The sequence below is a fragment of the Streptomyces phaeoluteigriseus genome, from assembly GCF_001896135.2.
GTDB classification, from domain to species: Bacteria; Actinomycetota; Actinomycetes; order Streptomycetales; family Streptomycetaceae; genus Streptomyces; species Streptomyces phaeoluteigriseus.
In genome coordinates, this window is the sequence record NZ_MPOH02000020.1 from 137,477 (window position 1) to 158,616 (window position 21,140).

The window sequence follows — 21,140 nt, forward strand, 5'->3', positions numbered from 1 at the left end:
CGCTCTCATCCGTCCTGTCCCCGGGACCCCGACCCCTGGGCGTCACTCACAGTAAAGCTGCGAACACGCTCCGTGTCTAGGGGTCTGCCGGCCCAAAAGGGAAGAGGGCGCGCCGGGTTGACGTACCCAGGCGCCAGATGCTCGAACCGTACCCGCTCGGCGGACGAACCGTTCCCGGTGCGGCTCACACGAGGACGTGGTCGACGAAGCACCAGCGCCAGTTCTCTCCCGGTTCGAACGTCCGCATGATCGGATGGCCCGAGTCCTTGTGGTGTTCTGTGGCGTGTCGGCCCGGCGACGAGTCGCAGCACCCGACGTGCCCGCACGTCAGACACAGCCGTAGTTGAACCGGGTGGGTGCCGTCCCGCAGGCACTCCGGACACGTCTCGCCCAGCGGGACGGGTTCGGGGTGCGGCAGCGCGTCGGCGTGCGTGCACTGTTTCATGATTGCCAGATTACGACGGTCGTGCGGACGACCGCGCAGAAAGACGAGGGCGGGCGGGACATGGACGTGATGCCACTGCTGTTGCTGGTGGCGGGCAGCGCGGCGATCGCCTCGGCGGCCCGGCGCACACCGGTGCCGGCACCGCTGCTGCTGGTCGCCGTCGGCCTGGCCGTCTCGTACGTCCCCGGCGTCCCGGACTACACCCTCGACCCAGACGTCGTCCTGCCGCTCCTGCTGCCCCCGCTGCTGTACACCTCCGCCACCGACAGCTCCTATCTGGACCTGAGGGCACAGCTGCGGCCCGTGGCGCTGCTGTCGGTCGGCTACGTCCTCTTCGCGACGCTCGCCGTCGGCTGGGCCGCCTATCTCATCATCCCGGGACTGCCGCTGACCGCGGCGCTGGTGCTGGGCGCGGTGGTGGCGCCGCCCGACGCGGTCGCGGCGACGGCGGTGGCGCGCAAGGTCGGCCTGCCGTCGAAGGTGACCACGATCCTCCAGGGCGAGTCCCTGCTCAACGACGCGACCGCGATCACCGCCTACAAGGTGGCCCTCGCGGTCGTCGTCGGAGAGGGCGCGTCCTGGGCCGGCGGGATCGAGGAGTTCCTGGTGGCGGCGGTCGGCGGCACCGCCGTGGGCCTGCTCCTGATGGCCCCGCTGCACTGGCTGCGGACCCGCCTGAAGGAGGCGCTCCTCAAGAACACGCTGTCCCTCCTCATCCCGTTCGTCGCGTACGCCACCGCCGAGCAGATCCACGCCTCGGGGGTCATCGCCGTGGTCGTGGTCGCCCTCTACCTAGGCCACCGCGCGTGGGAGGTCGACTTCGCCACCCGGCTCCAGGAGGAGGCGGTGTGGAAGATGGTCGCCTTCGTCCTGGAGTCGGCGGTCTTCGCCCTCATCGGCCTGCAGCTCCAGATCGTCCTGAGGGGCCTCGGCGACTACGAGGGCCGGGACGCCGCCTGGTACGCGGTCGCCCTCTTCCTCGTGGTCGTCGTGGTCCGCTTCCTGTGGGTCTACCCGGCGACCTTCCTGCCCCGGCTGCTGTCGGCACGCATCCGCGCGCGCGAGGAGAACCCCACGTGGCGGGGGCCGATCGTCATCGGCTGGGCCGGCATGCGCGGAGTCGTCTCGCTCGCCATCGCGTTCTCCATCCCGCTCACCGTGGACCACGGCGAGGGGCCCTTCCCGCACCGCAACCTGATCCTCTTCCTGACCTTCACCACCGTCATCGGCACGCTGGTCGTGCAGGGCCTGACCCTGCCCCCGCTGATCCGCCTGCTCAAGTTCCCCGAGGCCGAACCGCAGGCCGCGACGCTCGCCGAGGCCAACGCGCAGGCCCAGGCGTCCCGGGCCGCCGAGCATCGGTTGGAGGAACTGCTGTCCGACGAACGCAACGCCCTACCCACGCCACTGGCCGACCGCCTGCGCAACGTCCTCGAACGCCGCCGCAACGCCGTCTGGGAGCGCCTCGGCCAGGTCAACCCGGTCACCGGAGAGACCGCCGACGACACCTACCGCCGCCTGTCCCGAGAGATGATCAGTGCCGAGCGCGAGGTCTTCGTGCGTCTGCGCGACGCCCGCCACATCGACGACGAGATGCTGCGCACGCTGCTGCGCAGACTGGACCTGGAGGAGGCCGCGGCCTACCGGGAGGCCGGCTAGCGGAGCCTCTTCGCCCGCCGGAGCCCGGAGCCCGGAGCCCGGAGGCACGCGCACGCGCGGGCGGGCTTCAGGGGGTGAAGGGCGCTCCCGTCACCACCGCCGCGAGCCGCGTCCCGTGCGGGAACGCGCCCTCCTCGGCGAGGGCGACAAGTGCGTACAGCGACTTGGCGACATAGAGACGCTCGACCGGCAGGCCGTGCCGCCCTTCGAAGTCCCGCGCGAACTCCTCGAGGGCGGGGGTGGTGCGGGCGTACCCGCCGAAGTGGAAGCGCTCGTCCAGCTGCCAGTCGCCCACCGGGCCGCCGAAGGCCTCCGTCTGCAGGGCCCGTATGCCGTCTCCGAGGAACCCGCCCCTGAGGACCGGTATACCGAGGGCTCGCCTGCCGGGGCCCAGTCCGGCGGCGAGGCCCGCGAGGGTGCCGCCGGTGCCGCAGGCGAGGGCCACGACGTCGGCGTGGTCGCGCAGTTCCTCGCCGAGGGCCCGGCAGCCGCGGACGGCCGCCGCGTTGCTGCCGCCCTCGGGCACCACGTACGCGTCCTCGGCGTCCGCGTCGCGCAGGACCACCGCCAGGGTGCCGGGGTCCGTCTTGCGTCGGTAGGTCGCCCGGTCGACGAAGCGCAGCCGCATGCCGTCGGCCGCGCAGCGGGTCAGGGAGGGGTTGAGCGGGCGGTCCGCCAGTTCGTCGCCGCGCACCACCCCGATCGTGGGCAGACCCAGCAGACGGCCGGCGGCGGCCGTGGCCCGCAGATGGTTGGAGTAGGCGCCCCCGAACGTCACGACGGGCCGTCCCGCCGCCGCCTCCAGGTTCGGCACGAGCTTGCGCCACTTGTTGCCGATCAGCTCCGGATGGATCAGGTCGTCCCGCTTGAGCAGCAGCCGTACGCCGTGTCGCGTGAACCGCTCGTCGGTCACCTCCTCCAGCGGCGAGGGCAACCGGGGGCGCAGGGCCGCGGAGTCGAACGGAACGGGGCGGGTCACCCCGCCATTGTCGAACACCGTTCGTGCCAAAAACTCGCCGTGCCCACACCACCGTTGATCCATTCCCGCTCTTTCGGGTAATGGCACGAACACACTGAGTGATGGAAGGCTGTTCGTGAGAACAGTGCAGCGGCGCAGAACGGCGCCGGTGCATCACCGGGAGGGCATTTCTCTATGTCGGTAGGCGAAGAAGTCCGCGCTGAGCAGGGCAAGCCCCAGCAGAGCCTCGGCACCGCGGCCGCGCGGAACCTGGCCACCACCACCAAGTCCGTACCGCAGATGCAGGCGATCAGCTCGCGCTGGTTGCTGCGGAACCTGCCCTGGGTCGACGTGCAGGGCGGTACATACCGGGTGAACCGGCGGCTGACGTACGCCGTCGGTGACGGCCGCATCACCTTCATCAAGACCGGCGACCGCGTCGAGGTCATCCCCGCGGAGCTGAGCGAACTGCCCGCACTGCGGTCGTACGAGGACGAGGAGGTGCTCTCGGAACTGGCCTCCCGCTGCCGCCAGCAGGAGTACGCGCCGGGCGAACTGGTCGCCCCCTTCGGCAGCCAGACCGATGAGGTCTACCTCCTCGCGCACGGCAGGGTCGAGAAGGTCGGCACCGGCCCCTACGGCGACGACCAGGTCCTCGGAGTCCTCGCCGACGGCGCCTACCTCGGCGACCAGGGGCTGCTCGACCCGGACGCCATCTGGGAGTACACCGCCCGCGCGGTCACCACCTGCACCGTGCTGATCCTGTCCCGCCAGGACTTCGAGCAGGTCGCCGAGCGTGCCGATTCACTGGCCGAACACCTCCGCGGCCTGCGCTCGATCCCCGAGCAGTCGACCAACCGCTACGGCGAGAAGGCAGTCGCCCTGGCCTCGGGCCACGCCGGCGAGCCGGACATCCCGCACACCTTCGTGGACTACGACGCCCGGCCGCGCGAGTACGAACTGAGCATCGCCCAGACCGTCCTGCGCATCCACTCGCGCGTGGCCGACCTGTACAACCAGCCGATGAACCAGACCGAGCAGCAGCTGAGGCTGACGGTCGAGGCGTTGAAGGAGCGCCAGGAGCACGAACTGGTCAACAACCGCGAGTTCGGCCTGCTCCACAACTGCGAGTACGACCAGCGGATCCAGCCGCACGACGGCGTTCCCGGCCCGGACGACCTGGACGAGCTGCTCAGCCGTCGGCGCGGCACCAAGATGCTCCTCGCCCACCCGCGCGCGATCGCCGCGATCGGCCGCGAACTCAACAGGCGGGGGCTCGTCCCCGAGACGATCGACGTCGCCGGCAACCGGATCCCCACCTGGCGGGGCGTTCCGATCTACCCGTGCAACAAGATCCCGGTGACCGAGGCCCGCACCAGCTCGATCATCGCCCTGCGTCTCGGCCAGGAGGACCAGGGCGTCATCGGTCTGCGCCAGTCCGGCATCCCGGACGAGATCGAGCCGAGCCTGTCCGTGCGGTTCATGGGCATCAACGAACAGGCCATCATCAAGTACCTGGTCACGGCCTACTACTCGGCGGCGGTGCTGGTCCCGGACGCGCTGGGTGTCCTGGAGAACGTCGAGATCGGCCGCTGGCAGTGACCTCACGCGTGCGGACGCCGTGTCCCCACCCGCCCGGGTGGGTACACCCAGGGGGTACGCGCCCGGTGGCCGCGCAACCGCCGCCGTACGCGGACGCGGCGAGGGGGACTCGATGACCGAGTACGTGACGCGGACCAGACCGCGCCCCGGTGAGGCGCGGGAGGGGGAAAGGGGCATCCCGAGTCAGACCCACGGCGGCCCCGGGGTGCCCGACGGGCAGGAGGCGGCGGCGATCCTGGAGGAGACCAGGGGGTCCGTCGACCCCGCGCTCCGTGCCGCCCTCGACTCGCTGCCCGGTTCGTTACGGCGGATCTCGCGCTACCACTTCGGCTGGGAGCACGCGGACGGTACGCCGGCAGCGGGCAACGCGGGCAAGGCGATCCGGCCCGCTCTGGTGCTCGCCGCGGCCACCGCGCTCGGCGGCCCGGCCGCCCGGACGGCGGCCCTCCCGGCCGCCGCCGCCGTCGAACTGGTCCACAACTTCACGCTGTTGCACGACGACGTGATGGACCGGGACACCACCCGCCGGCACCGCCCCACCGCCTGGACGGTCTTCGGCGACGCCGACGCCATCCTCGCCGGGGACGCCCTCCAGGCGCTCGCCCTGGGCATGCTCGCCGCAGACCCGCATCCGGCGTCGGCGGCCGCCGCCGCCCGGCTTGCGGCCTGCGTGGTCGAGCTGTGCGCCGGCCAGCACTCGGACACCGCCATGGAGAGGCGGGGCCCGGCCGAGGTCACCCTCGACGAGGTGCTCGCCATGGCCGAGGCCAAGACGGGCGCGCTCCTGGGCTGTGCCTGCGCGCTCGGCGCGTTGTACGCGGGGCCCCCGAGGAGGACGTCGAGGCACTGGACGCGTTCGGCCGTGAGGCCGGGCTCGCCTTCCAGCTCATCGACGACGTGATCGGCATATGGGGGGACCCGCGGCACACCGGCAAACCGGCCGGTGCCGACCTGGTCGCCCGCAAGAAGTCCCTGCCGGTGGTCGCCGCGCTCGGCTCGGGCACCCCGGCCGCCACGGAACTGGCCGAGCTGTACGCGCTCCCCCGCGAGCAGGGGGACGACGACGTGGAGCGCATGACGGTGGCCGTCGAACGGGCGGGCGGCCGGGAATGGGCCCAGGAGCAGGCGGCCGACCGCATGGCCCGGGCGATGTCCGAGCTGGCCCGCGCCATCCCGGACCCGGAAGCGGCGGGCGGCCTGCTGTCCCTGGCCGAGTTCGTGACGCGTCGCAGCACCTGAGGAAGGCGCACTCCAGGCCGGCAGCCCTTCCTCCCGAATTCCCCGGACCTCCGGGGGCCGTGCGGCTCCTGACGCCGTACGGCCCCTGGGGGACCGGCCCGGCGGGTCCCGCACCTCCCCACGGCGTGCGGGACCCGCCTCTTCGCGTCCCTGGACAGCCAGGGAGTCCAGGGCGCCATGGGCCGCCTCGGGGGCCACCAGGTTGCCCGCTCCGGGTCCGACCATGCGGAACCTTGCCTCCCACTTGCCTCACCTCTCCCGGAAGTCCGGGAAACACCTTGCAATCACTACACTTGAAGTACTACAACTGGAGTTGTTCGATTCCGACCCGCGGAAAGAGACCGGCTTGCGAAAGCTCACCTACTACGTCGCCTGCTCCATCGACGGCTTCATCGCGGACCCTCAGGGCGACGCCTCGTCGATGTTCGCGTTCCTGGACGAGGAGTTCCTCGGCTACCTCGCCTCGGCGTATCCCGACACGATCCCGGCCCAGGGCCGTGAGCCGATGGGCCTGAAGGACGCCGAGAACCCGAACTTCGACAGCGTCATCCAGGGCCGGGCCAGCTACCAGCTCGCCCTGGACGCCGGTATCACCAGCCCCTACGGTCACCTGCGCGAGTTCGTCGCCTCCCGCACCCTCGGCGCCTCGCCCGACCCGAACGTCGAGGTCATCGACGGTGACCTGGTCGCCCGGGTCCGTCGGCTCAAGGCCGAGGACAGCAAGCTCGGCATCTGGCTCTGCGGAGGCTCGCGCGTCGCCGGCGCACTGCTCGACGAGATCGACGAACTCGTCATCAAGACCTACCCGCAGGTCTACGGCTCCGGCCTGCCGATGTTCGGCGCCGACTTCTCCGTGACCGACTTCGGCCTGGAGTCCGTGCGCACCTTCTCCAACGGAGTCCTCGTCCGCACCTACGCGCGGAAGTGACCACCGGCCTACCCTGAGGACATGGACAGGGAAAAGCACGTCTGTCCCGCCTGTGGGCAGAGCGTGGACACGGTGGTCCGGCGCCACAAGACGCTGGGCGCGTGGGTACCGCGCTGGGCGGCGGGTCCGTGCCACAACCCCGACTGCGAGGCGTACGTCGAGCCCGGCAGTGAACAGCACGGCCACACCGAGCACTCCGAGCACTCCGAGCACGCCCAGGGCACCGAGTACCCCGGACAGCACGGCCGCGCCTCCGAGGCCGAGTCGCCGGAGCGCGCCGACGAGCCCGGCGCCCCCACCGCCCCGGCCTCCTGACGCCCGTCGGGCCGGACCGGCGTGGTCGCATGGCCGAACGGGGAGGGGTGGACAAGGCGGATGCCCGAGGGCGTCGTCGCAGGGGCCGGCGGTGGGCCGCCGTAGGGGCGCTGACGGCTGTCGGCGGGGGCGGGCTCACACTGCGGCTGCGGGCCGCCGCAACCGCCCGCCCGGCACGGGGACGAGGTGCCCGCTCCGCTGCTGGAGATCGACGCGGACGACCTCTCCGGGTGCCCGACGCCGGCAGCGGCCGCCGACGACCCCACGACTCGTCCAGTGCCTGTGCACCGAAGCCGTGGCTCCCTAGGCCCGCGGCAGACCGCCCGTCTCCGCGTCGCGGCCCGTCAGGCAGTACAGGGCGCCCGCAGGGTCGCGCAGGACCGTCCAGTGGGGGTGGGCGGCGACGAAGCGTGCGCCCAGCCGCTCGTGCCGGGCGCGGACCGCGTCGACGTCCGGGCCGCACGCGAGGTCGAGGTGGGCGGAGACGGGCCACTCCTCGCCGAGGCGCTGGAGGAGGATCCGCACGGGCAGTCCCGGCGGCGGCGCCACCACGTGGAACTCCGGCAGCGAGCCCGGCCGGGACGTCCAGTCGGGCAGGAGGCCGCTCCAGAAGGCGACTTCGGCGTCGTACGCGGACGGCGAGATGTCGATGCTGACCTGGTCCAGCCGGCTGCCGGCCACCACGCGCGGGCGTACGGTCTCGCCGTGCCAGGGCACCGCGCAGAACAACTGACCGGCGGGGGAGCGCAGTACGGCCCAGCCGTCGTGGGTGGCGACCGTGCGCGCGCCCACGTCCAGGGCCGTCGCGACGAACCCCTCGACGTCCTCGACGCAGAAGTCCGGATGCGCACCGCCCGTGCCGTCGCCGACCGCCTGCACCTTCACGCAGGCGTCGGCCCCCTCCGGCAGCAGGGTGGCGAACTCGGCGTCGTCCCCGCGGAGTTCGGACCGGGCCGTGTCCGTGACGGCGGCCCAGAAGGCGCAGGCCGACTCGAAGTGTCCGGCGGGCCGGTCGACGAAGGCGTACGTCCAGCGGACGGGGGCGCGGAAGGGTTGGCTCATGCGGCGATCGTAGGCCGGGTGGCCCGCGGGATCGCCCCGGTTTTCAGGCGCCGGCGGTGTCGTCCGAGCGCTCCATGAACCGCAGCAGATTCCCCGCCGGATCCCTGAACGCGCAGTCCCGCACGCCGTACGGCTGGTCCATCGGCTCCTGGAGGACCTCGGCACCGGCCTCGCGCACGCGCTCGTGCAGCGCGTCGCAGTCGGCCGTGGTGAAGATGACCCCGCGTAGCATGCCCTTGGCCAGCAGCCGGGCCATCAGCTCCCGGTCGGCGGGGGAGGCGTCCGGGTTCGCGCCCGGCGGTTCCAGCACGATCTCCACGTCCGGCTGGAGCGGCGAGCCGACCGTCAGCCACCGCATCCCCTCGAACGAGACGTCGTTGCGGACCTCCAGGCCGAGGATGTCCCGGTAGAAGTACAGGGCCTTGTCGTGGTCGTCGACGGCCAGGAAGCACTGGCGGAGTTTGAGATCCATGCCGATCACCCTACGTACGTCGGGGGCGCGTGTACGTCCGTGCGACGCACGGCGGGATCACCGCGCTCGCCTCGTGCGCACGCGCGCGGTAGGCACTCGGCGTCTCGCCCACCAGCTCGGTGAACCGGGCGCTGAACGAGCCGAGCGAAGTACAGCCGACCTCCATGCAGACCTCCGTGACCGTGAGGTCGCCGCGCCGTAGGAGGGTCTTGGCCCGTTCGATCCGGCGGGTCATGAGGTAGCCGTACGGTGTCTCGCCGTAGGCCTCGCGGAAGCTGCGCTGGAAGTGGCCGGGGGACATCAGGGCCGTGCGGGCGAGCGCGGCGATGTCGAGGCGCTCGGCGTACTCACGGTCCATCCGGTCGCGTGCCTGCCGCAGCCGCACCAGGTCCTCGAGGGTCACCCGGCCAGCATCGCACGGGCCACCCGATCGTGCGGCGGTTCCGCGGGGCCGCGGTGCCCCGCCTCCGGCATGCCGAAGGGCCCGGTCGTGATACCGACCGGGCCCCTCCGGAAAGTCCCTGGTCCCGCGGTGGTGCACCGACCGCCGGTGTCGGAACAGCCCGGGTGTCAGGCCTTCTTGGTCTCCCAGAAGATCCTGTCGATCTCGGCGATGAGTTCCAGCGCCTTCTCGCCCGTCTTCGGGTCGGTCGACGCCTTCGCGGCCGACAGGGCCTTGAGGGTGTCGTTGACCAGCTGGTGCAGCTGGGGGTACTTCTCGAAGTGCGGGGGCTTGAAGTAGTCGCTCCACAGCACGGAAACGTGGTGCTTCGCGAGCTCGGCGCGCTGCTCCTTGATGACGGTGGCGCGCGCCTGGAAGTGCGCGTCGTCGTTGGCGGCCATCTTCTCCTGCACGGCCTTCACCGACTCCGCCTCGATGCGGGCCTGGGCCGGGTCGTACACACCGCAGGGCAGGTCGCAGTGCGCGTTGACCGTCACCTTGGGGGCAAACAGGCGGGAAAGCATGGAGCGTTCCTTCCTCGTGATCGTCTTCTCAGGTGGGACATTACTCCCTGGGGGAACGGTTTTCGCGAGTGCCCCCATGGGCTTAGGACAAAAGTCCGGGGTCAGACTGAGACTGGTGGAGGAACGGACCAGGGGAGGTGCCGGCGATGCCGGAGCCGTCGCAGGACGTCGAGCGAGGGAGGTCCACCGTGCCGTTCGGGCTGGCCGAGGTGACCGGTCCGTCCATGGTGCCCACGCTGTACCACGGCGATCAGCTGGTGGTGCGGTACGGGGCCAGGGTGCGGCCGGGCGACGTGATCGTGCTGCGGCATCCCTTCCAGCAGGACCTGCTCGTCGTCAAACGGGCCGTGGAGCGCCGCGAGGGCGGCTGGTGGGTGCGCGGGGACAACGCGTACGCGGGCGGTGACAGCACCGACTACGGCACCGTGCCCGACGAGCTGGTCCTCGGGGCGGTGCGCTTCCGGTACCGGCCGCGGAAGCGGGGTCAGCGTTCGCCGCTGGCGGCGCTGCGCTGGGCGCTCTCCGCGGCCAGGCCCGTGCTGGCCGACCGGTCGGCCTCCAGGCGCTTGCGGGCGCGGTAGGCGGCCACGTTGGCGCGGGTGGCGCAGCGGTCGGAGCAGTAGCGCCGGGAGCGGTTCGTGGAGGTGTCCAGGTAGGCGTTGCGGCACGGGCCCGCCTCGCACAGGCCCAGCCGGTCGACGCCGTACTCCGTCAGGTGGAAGGCCAGGCCCATCGCGGCGATGGCCGCGTAGCCGGCGGTCGCGTTCGACGGGTGGTCGGCGAGGTGCATGTGCCACAGCGGGCGGCCGTCGTCGTCACGGTGGTCGTGCCCGGAGATCTGCGGGCTGACCGGGAACTCCAGCAGGAGGGAGTTCAGCAGGTCGACGGCGAGGGTCTCGTCGTCGCCGTCGGCCGCCTCGAAGACCGCGCGCAGACGACCGCGGACCGAGCGGAACCGTGTGACGTCCGCGTCGGTGGCGCGGCGGGCCGCCGACGCGTTGTCGCCGAACAGGCCGCGGACGGCCTCGACGGAGGTCAGCGAGTCCTTGCCCCGGGCCGGTTCCTCGCTGTTGACGAGGCGAACGGCATAGTCCGAGTAATAGGCCAGTTCCACTTGTAGTCCTTACGGAGGGGCTCTATGGTCGTCGATGCGGTCGGGTAACGGCTGATCGTGCTTCCAGGGTATTACGCGGGCGACGGAAGAGAGGGCTCCCATGACCACGACGAGTACCGGAACCGACTGGCGGGCCTGGCAGGAGAGCTGGGACCGGCAGCAGGAGTGGTACATGCCCGACCGGGAGGAACGCTTCCGGATCATGCTCGACATGGTCGAGTCACTCGTCGGCACCACACCCCGCGTCCTCGACCTCGCCTGCGGCACCGGCACCATCACCGCCCGGCTGCTCGCCCGCCTCCCGGGCGCCACCAGCACGGGCGTCGACCTCGACCCGGCGCTCCTCACCATCGCCGAGGGCACCTTCGCGGGCGACGGGCGGGTCACCCTCGTGACCGCCGACCTCAAGGACCCCGACTGGCGGGCCGGGCTGCCGCACGACTCGTACGACGCCGTCCTGACCGCCACGGCCCTGCACTGGCTGCACAGCGAACCCCTCGAGGCCCTCTACGGCCAGATCGCGGAGCTGGTCCGCGACGGCGGTGTCTTCATGAACGCGGACCATATGATCGACGACTCCACGCCCCGGATCAACGCGGCCGAACGTGCCCTGCGCCACGCCCGCATGGATCAGGCCAAGGCCGGCGGCGCCCTCGACTGGGCCGAGTGGTGGCGGCTCGCCGCCCAGGATCCGGTCCTCGCCGGTCCGACGGCCCGCCGCTTCGAGATCTACGGCGAGCACGCCGACGGCGACATGCCGTCCCCGTCCTGGCACGCGCGTGTGCTCCGCGAGAAGGGGTTCGGGGAGGCGCGGCCGGTGTGGTGCTCGCCCTCGGACACGCTGCTGCTGGCGCTGAAGTGACGCGAGGGGCGGTACGGAGAACTCCGTACCGCCCCTTCACCGTGCGTGGTGTCCGGTCAGAGGACCTTCGACAGGAACGCCTGCGTCCGCTCGTGTTGAGGGTTGGTCAGGACGTCGCGCGGGTTGCCGGACTCGACGACCACACCGTCGTCCATGAAGACCAGGCTGTCGCCGACCTCGCGGGCGAAGCCCATCTCGTGCGTGACGACGACCATCGTCATGCCGGACTCCGCCAGGTCGCGCATGACGTCGAGGACGTCACCGACCAGCTCCGGGTCCAGCGCCGAGGTCGGCTCGTCGAACAGCATCAGCTTCGGGTCCATGGCCAGGGCCCGGGCGATCGCGACCCGCTGCTGCTGGCCGCCGGAGAGCTGCGAGGGGTAGTTCCCGGCCTTGTCGCCGAGGCCGACCCGCGCCAGCAGCTCCTTGGCGCGCTCCCTGGCCTGGCCCCTGTTCTGGCCCTTGACCTGGACCGGAGCCTCCATGACGTTCTCGACCGCGGTCATGTGCGGGAAGAGGTTGAACCGCTGGAACACCATGCCGATGTCCCGGCGCTTCAGCGCGACCTCGCTGTCCTTCAGCTCGTACAGCTTGTCGCCCTTCTGGCGGTAGCCGACCAGCTCGCCGTCGACGTACAGACGACCGGCGTTGATCTTCTCCAGGTGGTTGATGCACCTCAGGAAGGTCGACTTGCCGGAGCCGGACGGGCCGATCAGGCAGAACACCTCGCCGGAGTTCACCTGGAGGTCGATGCCCTTGAGGACCTCGACGGCGCCGAAGGACTTGTGGACGCCCTCGGCCTTCACCATGGGGTGGGAGGGCTGCGTCATGCCGAGACTCCCTTCGGGCGGCGCGTGGGCAGGACGGCGGCCTTGACGCGCTGGAGCGGCGTCGGCGGCAGGCTGTGGCTCGAGCCACGGGCGTAGTACCGCTCGACGTAGTACTGCCCGACGCTCAGGATCGAGGTCATGATCAGGTACCAGGCGGCGGCGAGGAAGTACATCTCCACCGTGGAGCCCGCGTTCTGACCGATGTCCTGCGCCTCCTTGAAGAGGTCGGCGAACTGCACCGCCGAGACGAGCGAGGTCGTCTTCAGCATGTTGATGACCTCGTTGCCCGTCGGCGGCACGATCACCCGCATCGCCTGCGGGATGACGATCCGCCGGAGCGTCTTGGTGTGGCTCATGCCGAGCGCGTGCGACGCCTCGCTCTGCCCCTCGTCGACCGAGAGCAGACCGGCACGGCAGATCTCGGCCATGTACGCGGCCTCGTTGAGACCCAGGCCGAGCAGCGCCGTCAGCAGCGGCGTCATGAACGACGACCAGTAGTCCTTGTAGATCGGACCCAGGTTGATGTACTCGAAGACCAGGCCCAGGTTGAACCAGACGAACAGCTGGACCAGGACCGGGGTGCCGCGGAAGAACCAGATGTAGAACCACGCGATCGACGAGGTCACGGGGTTCTTGGACAGGCGCATCACGGCGAGCAGGATGCCGCCGACGATGCCGATCACCATGGAGAGCACGGTGAGCAGCAGGGTGTTCCAGACGCCGTCGATGATGCGGTCGTCGAAGAAGTAGTCCGGGATCGCGTCCCAGTTGATGTTGCCTTGCGCGAAGGCGTAGAGGACCGAGCCCAGCAGGGCCAGTGCGACAGCCGCCGAAACGTATCGCCCGGGGTGCCGGACCGGGATGGCCTTGATGGCCTCCGGCCCGGCGGGGGGCGTCGCGTCGGGACCGTCCGTCTTGTTGACGTCAACAGTCACGGGTGGAGCCTTTCAGAGCCGAGTCGAACGGTGTCGGTTCAGGAACCGCCGTTGATCTTGGCCTCGGTGATCGCGCCGTCCGCGACCCCCCACTTCTCGACGATCTTCTTGTACTCGCCGTTGTCGATGATCGCCTGGACGGCCGCCTGGAGCGCGTCACGCAGCTCGGTGTTGTCCTTGGCGACGGCGATTCCGTACGGACCCGCCTCGACCTGGTCGCCGACGATCTCGAAGTACTTGCCGCCCCCGGCGTTCTTCACGGAGTAGGCGGCGATGGGGAAGTCCGCGGAGACGACGTCTGCGCCCTTGGAACGCATCCGGGTCTCGGCCTCGGGGTTGGTGGCGAAGTCCTCGATCTTGAGGGCCGCCTTGTTGTCCTTCTTGCACTTCGCCGCCTGGTCCTTGGCGAGGTCGTGGGAGAAGGTGTTGCGCTGCACGGCCATCGTCTTGCCGCACAGGTCGTCCCAGGTCTTGATGCCCTGGGTGTCGCCCGCGTTGGTGTAGAGGGAGACGCCCGCGGTGAAGTAGTCGACGAAGTCGACGCCGGCGCCGACCTTCTTGCCGGTGTCGCCGTCGATGCCTTCCTGGCGGTCCTTGGTGTCGGTCATGGCCGACATCGCGATGTCGTAGCGCTTGGACGCCAGACCGCCGATGAGGGTGTCGAACGTGGCGTTCTGGAACTCGAACTTCACGCCGAGCTGCTTGCCCATGGCGGCCGCGATGTCGGGGTCGATACCGGCCGTCTTGCCGGAGCTGTCCTTGAACTCGACCGGCGCGTACGCGATGTCGGAACCGACCTTGATGACGCCCTTGTCACGGATCGCCTGGGGCAGCTTGTCGGCCAGCGGGGCCGCGCTCGTCGAGGCGGTGTCGCCGCTCCCGGAGTCGTTGTCCTTGGTCTGGTCACCACAGGCGGTGAGCAGCAGGGCGCCCGTGACCGCGAGGGTTCCGACCGCGGCGAGCCGGGTGCGCGCGGCGGTGGTACGGCGGATGGAGCGTGCGGTCATGGTGAGTGCCTCCGGCGGATGGAAAGGAGATGCCGATGGGTCGACGAGAACACACACCATCGGGTGTCGCGACCTCGTGTGATGACGGCATCTTGCCATTCGGACTACGCCATTCAGGGGGCCAGCCATGTCAAAATCGGATAACGGGCGACACCCGAATCCCATCAGTCCGGTACATCACGACCGCACCGGGCCGGACCATCTGCGGGAATCCCTGCTTCCGGCCGGAAGATCTCCGGTCCATCTCGCCATGTGGACGAACACGCTCCGTCATGACCCGTGGGTCGCGCTTGTTGTCAAGGGTTTGGCCGGGACTTGTCCGTGCTTCGTGCATGAGTCATCTCACTGGCGTATGACAGCGCCGGTGAGGTGTGGGAGTCGTACGAACAGCGGCATGTGACCTTGCACCGAATGGACTCGTCGTCGGTGGTGTCCGTCCGGTAAGAAGGTTCTTTACACCCCTCACCCGGGGCTCAGGGCGCGTGTGCGGCGCGCCCGACGCGCAGGTGCCCGTACGTATCACCGCTGGGTCCTGCGCGGTGCCCGCCCACTTCTCAACCAGGAGTGGCCACCCTCATCCATGAAGACCTAAGGGGTAAGACACAGTGGCAGCGGAGATCGTCAATCCTCGCAGCGAGAGCGAAGCGGACCGAACGGGCCAGGAGGGCGGTGCGGAGCCCCTCGACTCGTTCGACCCGGCGTTCGCGCTGCACCGGGGCGGAAAGATGGCCGTGCAGGCCACCGTTCCGATCCGCGACAAGGACGACCTGTCCCTCGCCTACACGCCCGGCGTCGCGCGGGTGTGCACCGCGATCGCGGAACAGCCGGACCTGGTGAACGACTACACGTGGAAGTCGTCCGTCGTCGCCGTCGTGACCGACGGTACGGCCGTTCTCGGCCTCGGGGACATCGGGCCGGAGGCCTCCCTTCCGGTGATGGAGGGCAAGGCCATCCTCTTCAAGCAGTTCGGCGGGGTCGACGCGGTGCCGATCGCGCTCGCCTGCACGGACGTGGACGAGATCATCGAGACCGTGGTGCGCCTCGCCCCCTCCTTCGGCGGTGTGAACCTGGAGGACATCTCGGCGCCCCGGTGCTTCGAGATCGAGCGCCGGCTCCAGGAACGGCTCGACATCCCGGTCTTCCACGACGACCAGCACGGTACGGCGGTCGTGACGCTGGCGGCGCTGCGGAACGCGGCCCGGCTGAGCGGACGCTCGATCGCGGAGCTGCGGGCCGTCATCTCGGGCGCCGGCGCGGCCGGTGTCGCCATCGCCAGGATGCTCGTCGAGGCCGGCATCGGAGACGTCGCGGTCAGTGACCGCAAGGGTGTCGTCTCCGCGGACCGCGAAGACCTGACCGACGTCAAGCGCGAGCTGGCCGGGTTCACCAACAAGGCCGGCCTCACCGGCTCCCTGGATGACGCGCTGTCCGGCGCGGACGTCTTCATCGGCGTCTCCGGCGGTACGGTCCCGGAGGCCGCGGTCGCCTCCATGGCCAAGGGCGCCTTCGTGTTCGCGATGGCCAACCCCACCCCGGAGATCCACCCCGAGGTCGCCCACAGGTACGCGGCGGTCGTCGCGACCGGGCGGTCGGACTTCCCCAACCAGATCAACAACGTGCTGGCGTTCCCGGGGATCTTCGCCGGTGCGCTCCAGGTGCGGGCGTCCCGGATCACCGAGGGCATGAAGTTGGCGGCGGCCGAGGCACTGGCGGGTGTCGTGGGCGACGATCTCGCGGCGGACTATGTCATTCCCTCGCCGTTCGACGAGCGGGTCGCTCCGGCGGTCACCGCGGCGGTCGCCGCGGCTGCCCGTGCCGAAGGGGTGGCCCGTCGCTGACGCGCGGCAGAGACGCCCCGCCGGTTCCTCGGGCGGGGCCGCTCTTTTTACCCGTCCGCCCGTCCGTTCGGGTGGATCGAGGGGTGGGCCTTGGCGTCGGGGCTGACGGTCGTGTGGTGGTTGCCTTGGCGTCGGGACTGACGATCGTGCGGCGGCTGCCTCGCCCCCCGGGGCCGACGGTCGTACGGCGGCTGCGGGCCGTCTCGCGCCGGGCGCGGTTCCCTGCGCCCCTACCGCGCCCCTACCGTGCCTCTGGCCGCGCCCCTTCCGGGCCGACCACTCAGGCCTGTCGCCCGGTCGCGCAAGAGGGTATGTCTCACAGTGCCCTCCGGTTTCGCCGGGGGGCGGGGGACCCTATCGTCGGGGGCATGTTCGCCGTCTACGCCGCCCGAATCGACCGCGACCAGCCGCTTTCCGGACTGGAGTTGGGGGAGCGCCCGGCCCCCGACGCCCGTCCCGGCTGGAGTACCGTCACCGTCCGGGCCGCCTCCCTCAACCATCACGACCTCTGGTCCCTGCGGGGCGTCGGCCTCGCGGAGGACAAGCTGCCGATGATCCTCGGCTGTGACGCCGCGGGCGTCGACGAGGACGGCAACGAGGTCGTCCTGCACTCCGTCATCGGCCAGACCGGCCACGGGGTCGGTCCCCGCGAGCCCCGGTCCATCCTCACCGAGCGCTATCAGGGCACCTTCGCCGAACAAGTCACCGTGCCGACCTGGAACATCCTGCCCAAGCCGAAGGAACTGTCCTTCGAGGAGGCCGCCTGTCTGCCCACCGCCTGGCTGACGGCCTACCGCATGCTGTTCACCAACGCGGGGGTACGGCCCGGTGACTCGGTGCTCGTGCAGGGCGCCGGCGGCGGTGTCGCCACGGCCGCGATCGTGCTCGGCAAGGCGGCGGGGCTGCGGGTCTTCGCGACCAGCCGGGACGAGGCCAAGCGGAAGCGGGCCCTGGAACTGGGTGCCGTCGAGGCCGTCGAACCGGGCGCGCGGCTGCCCCAGCGCGTGGACGCCGTCATCGAGACCGTCGGCGCCGCCACCTGGTCCCACTCGGTGAAGTCGCTGCGGCCCGGCGGGACGCTCGTCATCTCCGGCGCGACCAGCGGCGACCGTCCCTCCCACGCCGAACTGACCCGGATCTTCTTCCTCGAGCTGAAGGTCGTCGGCTCCACGATGGGCACGAAGGACGAGCTGGAGGATCTGCTCGCCTTCTGCGCGGCGACCGGGGTCCGGCCCGTCATCGACGAGGTGCTGCCCCTTGATCGGGCCCGAGAGGGCTTCGAACGGCTCGCCTCCGGCGACCAGTTCGGCAAGATCGTCCTCACACACTCCTGACGGGTTCAGGCACGCCGGACGGATTCAGGCCCTTCAGCCGGCCTCACGCGCTCCTGTCGGCCTCGCACGACCCTTTCACGCACTCCTGACGGCGGGTCCGGATTCCGGGCCCGCCTTTCGCGCACCCCGGATGTCAACCACGGTTGACATGCCGCGAGTGTCAACGTAAGTTGACGTCATGACCGAAGCAACGGATCTCGCCGAGCGCGCCGGCGACCGTGATCCACGGGTCGGACTGCGCGCGGTCGCCGCTCTGCGAAGGCTGCTGGAGCAGTTGGAGGGCGTGCAGGTGCGCAGTGCGCGCCATCAGGGATGGTCGTGGCAGGAGATCGCCGCGGAACTCGGGGTCAGCAGGCAGGCCGTGCACAAGAAGTACGGGAGGCAGTGATGTTCGAGCGGTTCACGAAGGACGCCAAGGAGGTGGTGCGCGGCGCGGTCGCGCACTGCGGGAACGCGGGCGGGAGGACCGTGGGCCCCGAGCATCTGCTGCTCGCCCTGCTGGACCGCGAGGCGAGTCGCGGCTCCTTCGCCATGGCCGTCCTCGGGCTCCCGGTGGAGCGCAGGGAACCGGTCCGCGAGGCACTGGACGAGGCGCGTCGGCGCGCCGGTCTCTCCCGGGCGGACACCGACGCCCTCGCCGACCTCGGTATCGACGTCTCGGCGATCGTCTCGCGGGTCGAGGAGGCGCACGGGGTCGCGCGATGTCCGGCGACCGGCAGGGCGGGGGGCGGCGGACAGCGCGCCGACCCGGCTTCGGACGGGACGCGAAGGACGTCCTGGAGAAGTCCCTGCGCATCGCCCTGGCCCACCGCGACCGGCACATCGGCGACGAGCACCTCCTGCTCGCGCTGACCGCCCGCCCCGGCCCGCCCGCCGAGGTCCTCGCCGACCACGGCATCACCCACGCCACCCTGACCCGCGTCCTGTACGCCGGGGGAGAGGCCCAGGCGGGCTGAGACGGCGGGCGTCCGGCGGGCGGTGGCCGAGGCGGGGGGCTTCTCGGCTCAGTCCCTGCCCGTGCGCAGGATCACCCCGATGTGGGCCGCCGCCGTCGAGAGATGGCGGCGGGCCTCTCGGAGCTGGTCGGCGCTGACACCGTGGTCGCGGGCCGCGTCGCGGATGTCGTCGCGGAAGCGGTCCAGGAGTCTGTCCAGGTCGCGGGCCGGGTCGTCGCCGGGCGCCTCGTGGGCCCAGGACGGCTCGAAGACGGCCGGGAAGTCCGCCGGGGTCTCCGTGTGGACCGGGCCCTGGGCCGCGGGACCCGCGGCCTTCGCCGGCCCCTCGGGTGCCTCGGGCCGCTCAGGGCTCTCGGCGCCGCCTCGGCCGAACCCGAAGTCCTTGCCGAAGTCCCTGCCGAGATCCTTCCCGAACTCCTTGCCGAAGTCCTTTCCGAACTCGCCGAACTCCTTGGCCAGTTCGGTCAGGCCCTCGCGGACACCCGTCGGCCAGTCGCCCCGCGCGAAGTGGTCCTGGACCTGCTCCTGAACCCGTCGCGCTATGCGCTGGACCTCCTCCTGCGCATTCGCCACGGCCCGGTCCTGGGCCTCCTTGGCCTGACGGCGGGCCCGCTGGGCCTCCTCGCGGGCGCGGCGGCTCTCGTCCTTGGCCCGGCGGGCCTGCTCCTTCCACTCCTGCTTGACGCGCCGCATCTCCTCCTTGGCGACCCGCCACGACTCCTTGTCGCCGTACTCCCCGTGTTCACCGGTGCCCGGCCCGGTGCCGGAACCGGTGCCCTGGCGGGCCTCGGAGGCCGCCGCCCGCATCTCGCGCCGCAGCTCGCCCGCCGCTCCGCGTACATCGGCCCGGATCTCCGCGGCCAGTTCGGCTACGGACTCCCGGATCTCCAACTCCAGGTCGGCGAGTTCACCGCTGCGGTCGGCCAACTCGGCCCGGCCCGCGTCGGTGATGGCGTACACCTTGCGGCCGCCCTCGCTGGTGTGGGTGACCAGGCCCTCGGTCTCCAGCTTCGCCAGCCGGGGGTACACGGTGCCCGCCGACGGCGCGTACAGCCCCTGGAAGCGTTCCTCCAGGAGACGGATCACCTCGTAGCCGTGGCGCGGGGCCTCGTCCAGGAGCTTCAGCAGGTAGAGGCGGAGGCGGCCGTGGGCGAAGACGGGAGGCATGTCAGAGCACCTTCTTGTCGGTCGTGCTGTCGTCCGGGCCGGACGCGGAACCGTCCCCGGCGGAACCGCCCCCGGACGGGAGATCGTCTCCCGGTCCGACGGGCTCGCCGTCGGCCGGAGCGGCCCCCGCCTCCCATGGCCCGTCCTCCAGCGGAGGCCGGCGCAGCAGGGCGATGGAGCCGGAGACCGTCGTGGCCTTGAGGCTGCCGCTGCCCGCGCCGAGGCGGCCGGTGATCCGCTTGGCGCCCCATTGGCCGCTGACCCGGAGGTCCTCGAAGGCGTTGGAGACCGAGCCGCTCGCGGTGTTCGCCTCCACCTGTGCGTCCGCCGGGTGGGGCAGCCGGATGGCGATCTCGCCCGAGATGCTGGCCAGGCTGATGTCGGTCGGGCGGCCCGCCGGGTCGAGGTCGACGATCATCGAGCCGCTCACCGAGTCGGCCTTCACGGAGGAGCCCGCCTCGACGACGGTCAGGTCCCCGGAGACGGAGTTGAAGCGCAGGTCGCCGGTGAGGGCCTGCGCCTCCACGTTCCCCGAGACGGTGTCCGTGCGGACCGGGCCCGTGAGGCCCACCAGGGTCGTGTCGCCGGAGATGCCCCTCACCTCGGCGCGCCCGTCGATTCCGGAGACGACCGCGCCGGCGCTCACCACGCCCACCTCCACGCGGGTGCCGGCCGGGACGGCGAGCGACACGACGGCGCTGCGCTGCCAGCCCTTGCGGTCGAGCCACTTGAGGAAGCCCTTCCAGGGCAGGTCCTCGTACGCCACCGTCAGCGCCCCGTCCCGGTGGGTGACCACGAGTGGGGGTCCCTCGATCCGGGAGACCTCCAGGCGGGCGGAACCCTCCTCGGTGCCCACCACGTTGACCGTTCCGTCGACGATGCGGACGTGCAGCTCGCTCACCGGCTCGTCGAAGGAGAGTTTGCTCGGTTCGGCGACGGACCACTCGGACATGGTGATGACCTCCTCGACGACACGACACGCCATATCGCGTCTCATGTGAAACACGATATATCGCGGGCTTCGAAAGTCAAGACACTCTTTCCGGTGACCGGCTCGACGCCCTCCCCCTGCGGGCCCTCGCAGGGCACGAAAAAGGGACGCCCATCAGGGCGCCCCGTGCACACAACCGACGTGACGTCGGTGGACATAGGCGTCACACGTCACACGTCTCACTACACGCGTCACGCGTCACGTGGTCACTCGCGACTCGTCACTCGTCGTCCTCGTCGTCCAGCCGGGCCAGCCACGTCGCCAGCCGCTCCACCGGGACCTCGAAGTCCGGGTTCAGGTCGACGAACGTCCGCAGCTGCTCGGCGAGCCACTCGAAGGTGACCTCCTCCGCGCCGCGCCTCTTCTCCAGCTCTTCGATGCCACGGTCCGTGAAGTACATGAGCCAAGGATAAGCGGGCGCAAACGGCCGGGCCGCACCCCGTGCGAGGGGTGCGGCGGC

General features: G+C 70.9%; 22 protein-coding genes and 2 pseudogenes. 11 read left to right on the plus strand and 13 right to left on the minus strand.

The window, feature by feature from the left end; all coding sequences use genetic code 11:
• Positions 1 to 184: 184 nt before the first annotated feature.
• Positions 185 to 445: a UBP-type zinc finger domain-containing protein gene (locus tag BM536_RS35050; RefSeq protein ID WP_073491348.1), complete on the minus strand. Its 261-nt coding sequence runs from the start codon at positions 443 to 445 to the stop codon at positions 185 to 187.
• 60 nt (positions 446 to 505) lie between these two features.
• On the opposite strand from BM536_RS35050, the gene BM536_RS35055 reads away from it, so the two are divergent.
• A complete protein-coding gene (locus BM536_RS35055) occupies positions 506 to 2,104 on the plus strand; it encodes a Na+/H+ antiporter (RefSeq protein WP_073491385.1) in 1,599 nt (532 codons plus the stop codon).
• 67 nt (positions 2,105 to 2,171) lie between these two features.
• On the opposite strand, the gene BM536_RS35060 is transcribed toward BM536_RS35055, so the two are convergent.
• Positions 2,172 to 3,146 (minus strand): 1-aminocyclopropane-1-carboxylate deaminase/D-cysteine desulfhydrase, encoded by a 975-nt coding sequence (locus tag BM536_RS35060; protein WP_094103954.1) that lies wholly within the window; start codon positions 3,144 to 3,146, stop codon positions 2,172 to 2,174.
• A gap of 111 nt (positions 3,147 to 3,257) precedes the next feature.
• Here BM536_RS35060 and BM536_RS35065 point away from each other — a divergent pair, with 111 nt between their 5' ends.
• The 4 genes and pseudogenes from BM536_RS35065 (at position 3,258) to BM536_RS35080 (ending at position 7,146) form a co-directional block, all read left to right on the plus strand.
• Complete coding sequence (locus BM536_RS35065; RefSeq protein WP_073491349.1) at positions 3,258 to 4,664, plus strand: family 2B encapsulin nanocompartment shell protein; 1,407 nt, start codon at positions 3,258 to 3,260, stop codon at positions 4,662 to 4,664.
• 112 nt (positions 4,665 to 4,776) lie between these two features.
• Positions 4,777 to 5,903: pseudogene (locus BM536_RS35070) on the plus strand (family 2 encapsulin nanocompartment cargo protein polyprenyl transferase).
• A gap of 346 nt (positions 5,904 to 6,249) precedes the next feature.
• Complete coding sequence (locus BM536_RS35075; protein WP_073491351.1) at positions 6,250 to 6,831, plus strand: dihydrofolate reductase family protein; 582 nt, start codon at positions 6,250 to 6,252, stop codon at positions 6,829 to 6,831.
• 21 nt (positions 6,832 to 6,852) lie between these two features.
• Entirely contained in the window at positions 6,853 to 7,146 is a 294-nt protein-coding gene (locus tag BM536_RS35080) for a hypothetical protein (protein WP_073491352.1), read from the plus strand.
• A gap of 303 nt (positions 7,147 to 7,449) precedes the next feature.
• Here the strand turns inward: BM536_RS35080 and BM536_RS35085 are convergent, their stop codons facing one another.
• The 4 genes from BM536_RS35085 to sodN all read right to left on the minus strand — a co-directional run bounded on the left by BM536_RS35085 (position 7,450) and on the right by sodN (position 9,646).
• Complete coding sequence (locus BM536_RS35085) at positions 7,450 to 8,208, minus strand: VOC family protein (RefSeq protein ID WP_073491353.1); 759 nt, start codon at positions 8,206 to 8,208, stop codon at positions 7,450 to 7,452.
• Positions 8,209 to 8,251: 43 nt separating this feature from the next.
• The gene (locus BM536_RS35090; protein ID WP_073491386.1) at positions 8,252 to 8,680 is read right to left on the minus strand and encodes a VOC family protein; all 429 of its coding nucleotides are present in this window, start codon (positions 8,678 to 8,680) and stop codon (positions 8,252 to 8,254) included.
• Between the two features lie 10 nt (positions 8,681 to 8,690).
• Complete coding sequence (locus tag BM536_RS35095) at positions 8,691 to 9,083, minus strand: helix-turn-helix transcriptional regulator (protein ID WP_094103955.1); 393 nt, start codon at positions 9,081 to 9,083, stop codon at positions 8,691 to 8,693.
• Positions 9,084 to 9,250: 167 nt separating this feature from the next.
• The gene (gene sodN, locus BM536_RS35100; RefSeq protein WP_073491354.1) at positions 9,251 to 9,646 is read right to left on the minus strand and encodes a superoxide dismutase, Ni; all 396 of its coding nucleotides are present in this window, start codon (positions 9,644 to 9,646) and stop codon (positions 9,251 to 9,253) included.
• A 146-nt stretch (positions 9,647 to 9,792) separates the two neighbouring features.
• On the opposite strand from sodN, the gene sodX reads away from it, so the two are divergent.
• A complete protein-coding gene (sodX, locus tag BM536_RS35105; RefSeq protein ID WP_073491388.1) occupies positions 9,793 to 10,227 on the plus strand; it encodes a nickel-type superoxide dismutase maturation protease in 435 nt (144 codons plus the stop codon).
• Here sodX and BM536_RS35110 read toward each other — a convergent pair.
• On the minus strand, positions 10,131 to 10,760 hold the full coding sequence (locus BM536_RS35110; RefSeq protein WP_073491355.1) for a CGNR zinc finger domain-containing protein: 630 nt from the start codon (positions 10,758 to 10,760) through the stop codon (positions 10,131 to 10,133). The two genes, sodX and BM536_RS35110, sit on opposite strands and share 97 nt — an antisense overlap.
• 100 nt (positions 10,761 to 10,860) lie before the next feature.
• Between BM536_RS35110 and BM536_RS35115 the strand changes: the two genes are divergently transcribed.
• Entirely contained in the window at positions 10,861 to 11,622 is a 762-nt protein-coding gene (locus BM536_RS35115) for a class I SAM-dependent methyltransferase (RefSeq protein WP_073491356.1), read from the plus strand.
• Positions 11,623 to 11,678: 56 nt separating this feature from the next.
• Here BM536_RS35115 and BM536_RS35120 read toward each other — a convergent pair whose 3' ends face one another.
• The 3 genes from BM536_RS35120 to BM536_RS35130 are packed head-to-tail and all read right to left on the minus strand — an operon-like array spanning position 11,679 to position 14,394.
• A complete protein-coding gene (locus tag BM536_RS35120) occupies positions 11,679 to 12,431 on the minus strand; it encodes an amino acid ABC transporter ATP-binding protein (RefSeq protein ID WP_073491357.1) in 753 nt (250 codons plus the stop codon).
• A 17-nt stretch (positions 12,432 to 12,448) separates the two neighbouring features.
• A complete protein-coding gene (locus tag BM536_RS35125) occupies positions 12,449 to 13,387 on the minus strand; it encodes an amino acid ABC transporter permease (protein WP_073491358.1) in 939 nt (312 codons plus the stop codon).
• 38 nt (positions 13,388 to 13,425) lie between these two features.
• Positions 13,426 to 14,394 (minus strand): ABC transporter substrate-binding protein, encoded by a 969-nt coding sequence (locus tag BM536_RS35130; protein WP_073491359.1) that lies wholly within the window; start codon positions 14,392 to 14,394, stop codon positions 13,426 to 13,428.
• A gap of 605 nt (positions 14,395 to 14,999) precedes the next feature.
• On the opposite strand from BM536_RS35130, the gene BM536_RS35140 reads away from it, so the two are divergent.
• The 4 genes and pseudogenes from BM536_RS35140 (at position 15,000) to BM536_RS35155 (ending at position 18,522) form a co-directional block, all read left to right on the plus strand.
• Complete coding sequence (locus BM536_RS35140; protein ID WP_073491360.1) at positions 15,000 to 16,232, plus strand: NAD(P)-dependent malic enzyme; 1,233 nt, start codon at positions 15,000 to 15,002, stop codon at positions 16,230 to 16,232.
• 368 nt (positions 16,233 to 16,600) lie between these two features.
• Positions 16,601 to 17,566, plus strand: coding sequence for a zinc-binding dehydrogenase (locus BM536_RS35145; protein ID WP_073491361.1), 966 nt, complete (start codon positions 16,601 to 16,603; stop codon positions 17,564 to 17,566).
• Between the two features lie 178 nt (positions 17,567 to 17,744).
• Positions 17,745 to 17,954 (plus strand): helix-turn-helix domain-containing protein, encoded by a 210-nt coding sequence (locus tag BM536_RS35150; protein ID WP_073491362.1) that lies wholly within the window; start codon positions 17,745 to 17,747, stop codon positions 17,952 to 17,954.
• A pseudogene (locus BM536_RS35155) lies at positions 17,954 to 18,522 on the plus strand (Clp protease N-terminal domain-containing protein). Before BM536_RS35150 ends, BM536_RS35155 begins: the two are co-directional and overlap by 1 nt.
• Positions 18,523 to 18,570: 48 nt before the next feature.
• Here BM536_RS35155 and BM536_RS35160 read toward each other — a convergent pair.
• The 3 genes from BM536_RS35160 to BM536_RS35170 all read right to left on the minus strand — a co-directional run bounded on the left by BM536_RS35160 (position 18,571) and on the right by BM536_RS35170 (position 21,080).
• Positions 18,571 to 19,689, minus strand: a complete 1,119-nt coding sequence (locus BM536_RS35160; protein ID WP_094103956.1) for a PadR family transcriptional regulator — start codon at positions 19,687 to 19,689, stop codon at positions 18,571 to 18,573.
• A gap of 1 nt (position 19,690) precedes the next feature.
• Positions 19,691 to 20,641, minus strand: a complete 951-nt coding sequence (locus BM536_RS35165; RefSeq protein ID WP_158086573.1) for a DUF4097 family beta strand repeat-containing protein — start codon at positions 20,639 to 20,641, stop codon at positions 19,691 to 19,693.
• Positions 20,642 to 20,900: 259 nt separating this feature from the next.
• Positions 20,901 to 21,080, minus strand: coding sequence for a DUF6104 family protein (locus BM536_RS35170; RefSeq protein WP_073491365.1), 180 nt, complete (start codon positions 21,078 to 21,080; stop codon positions 20,901 to 20,903).
• Positions 21,081 to 21,140 lie beyond the last annotated feature (60 nt).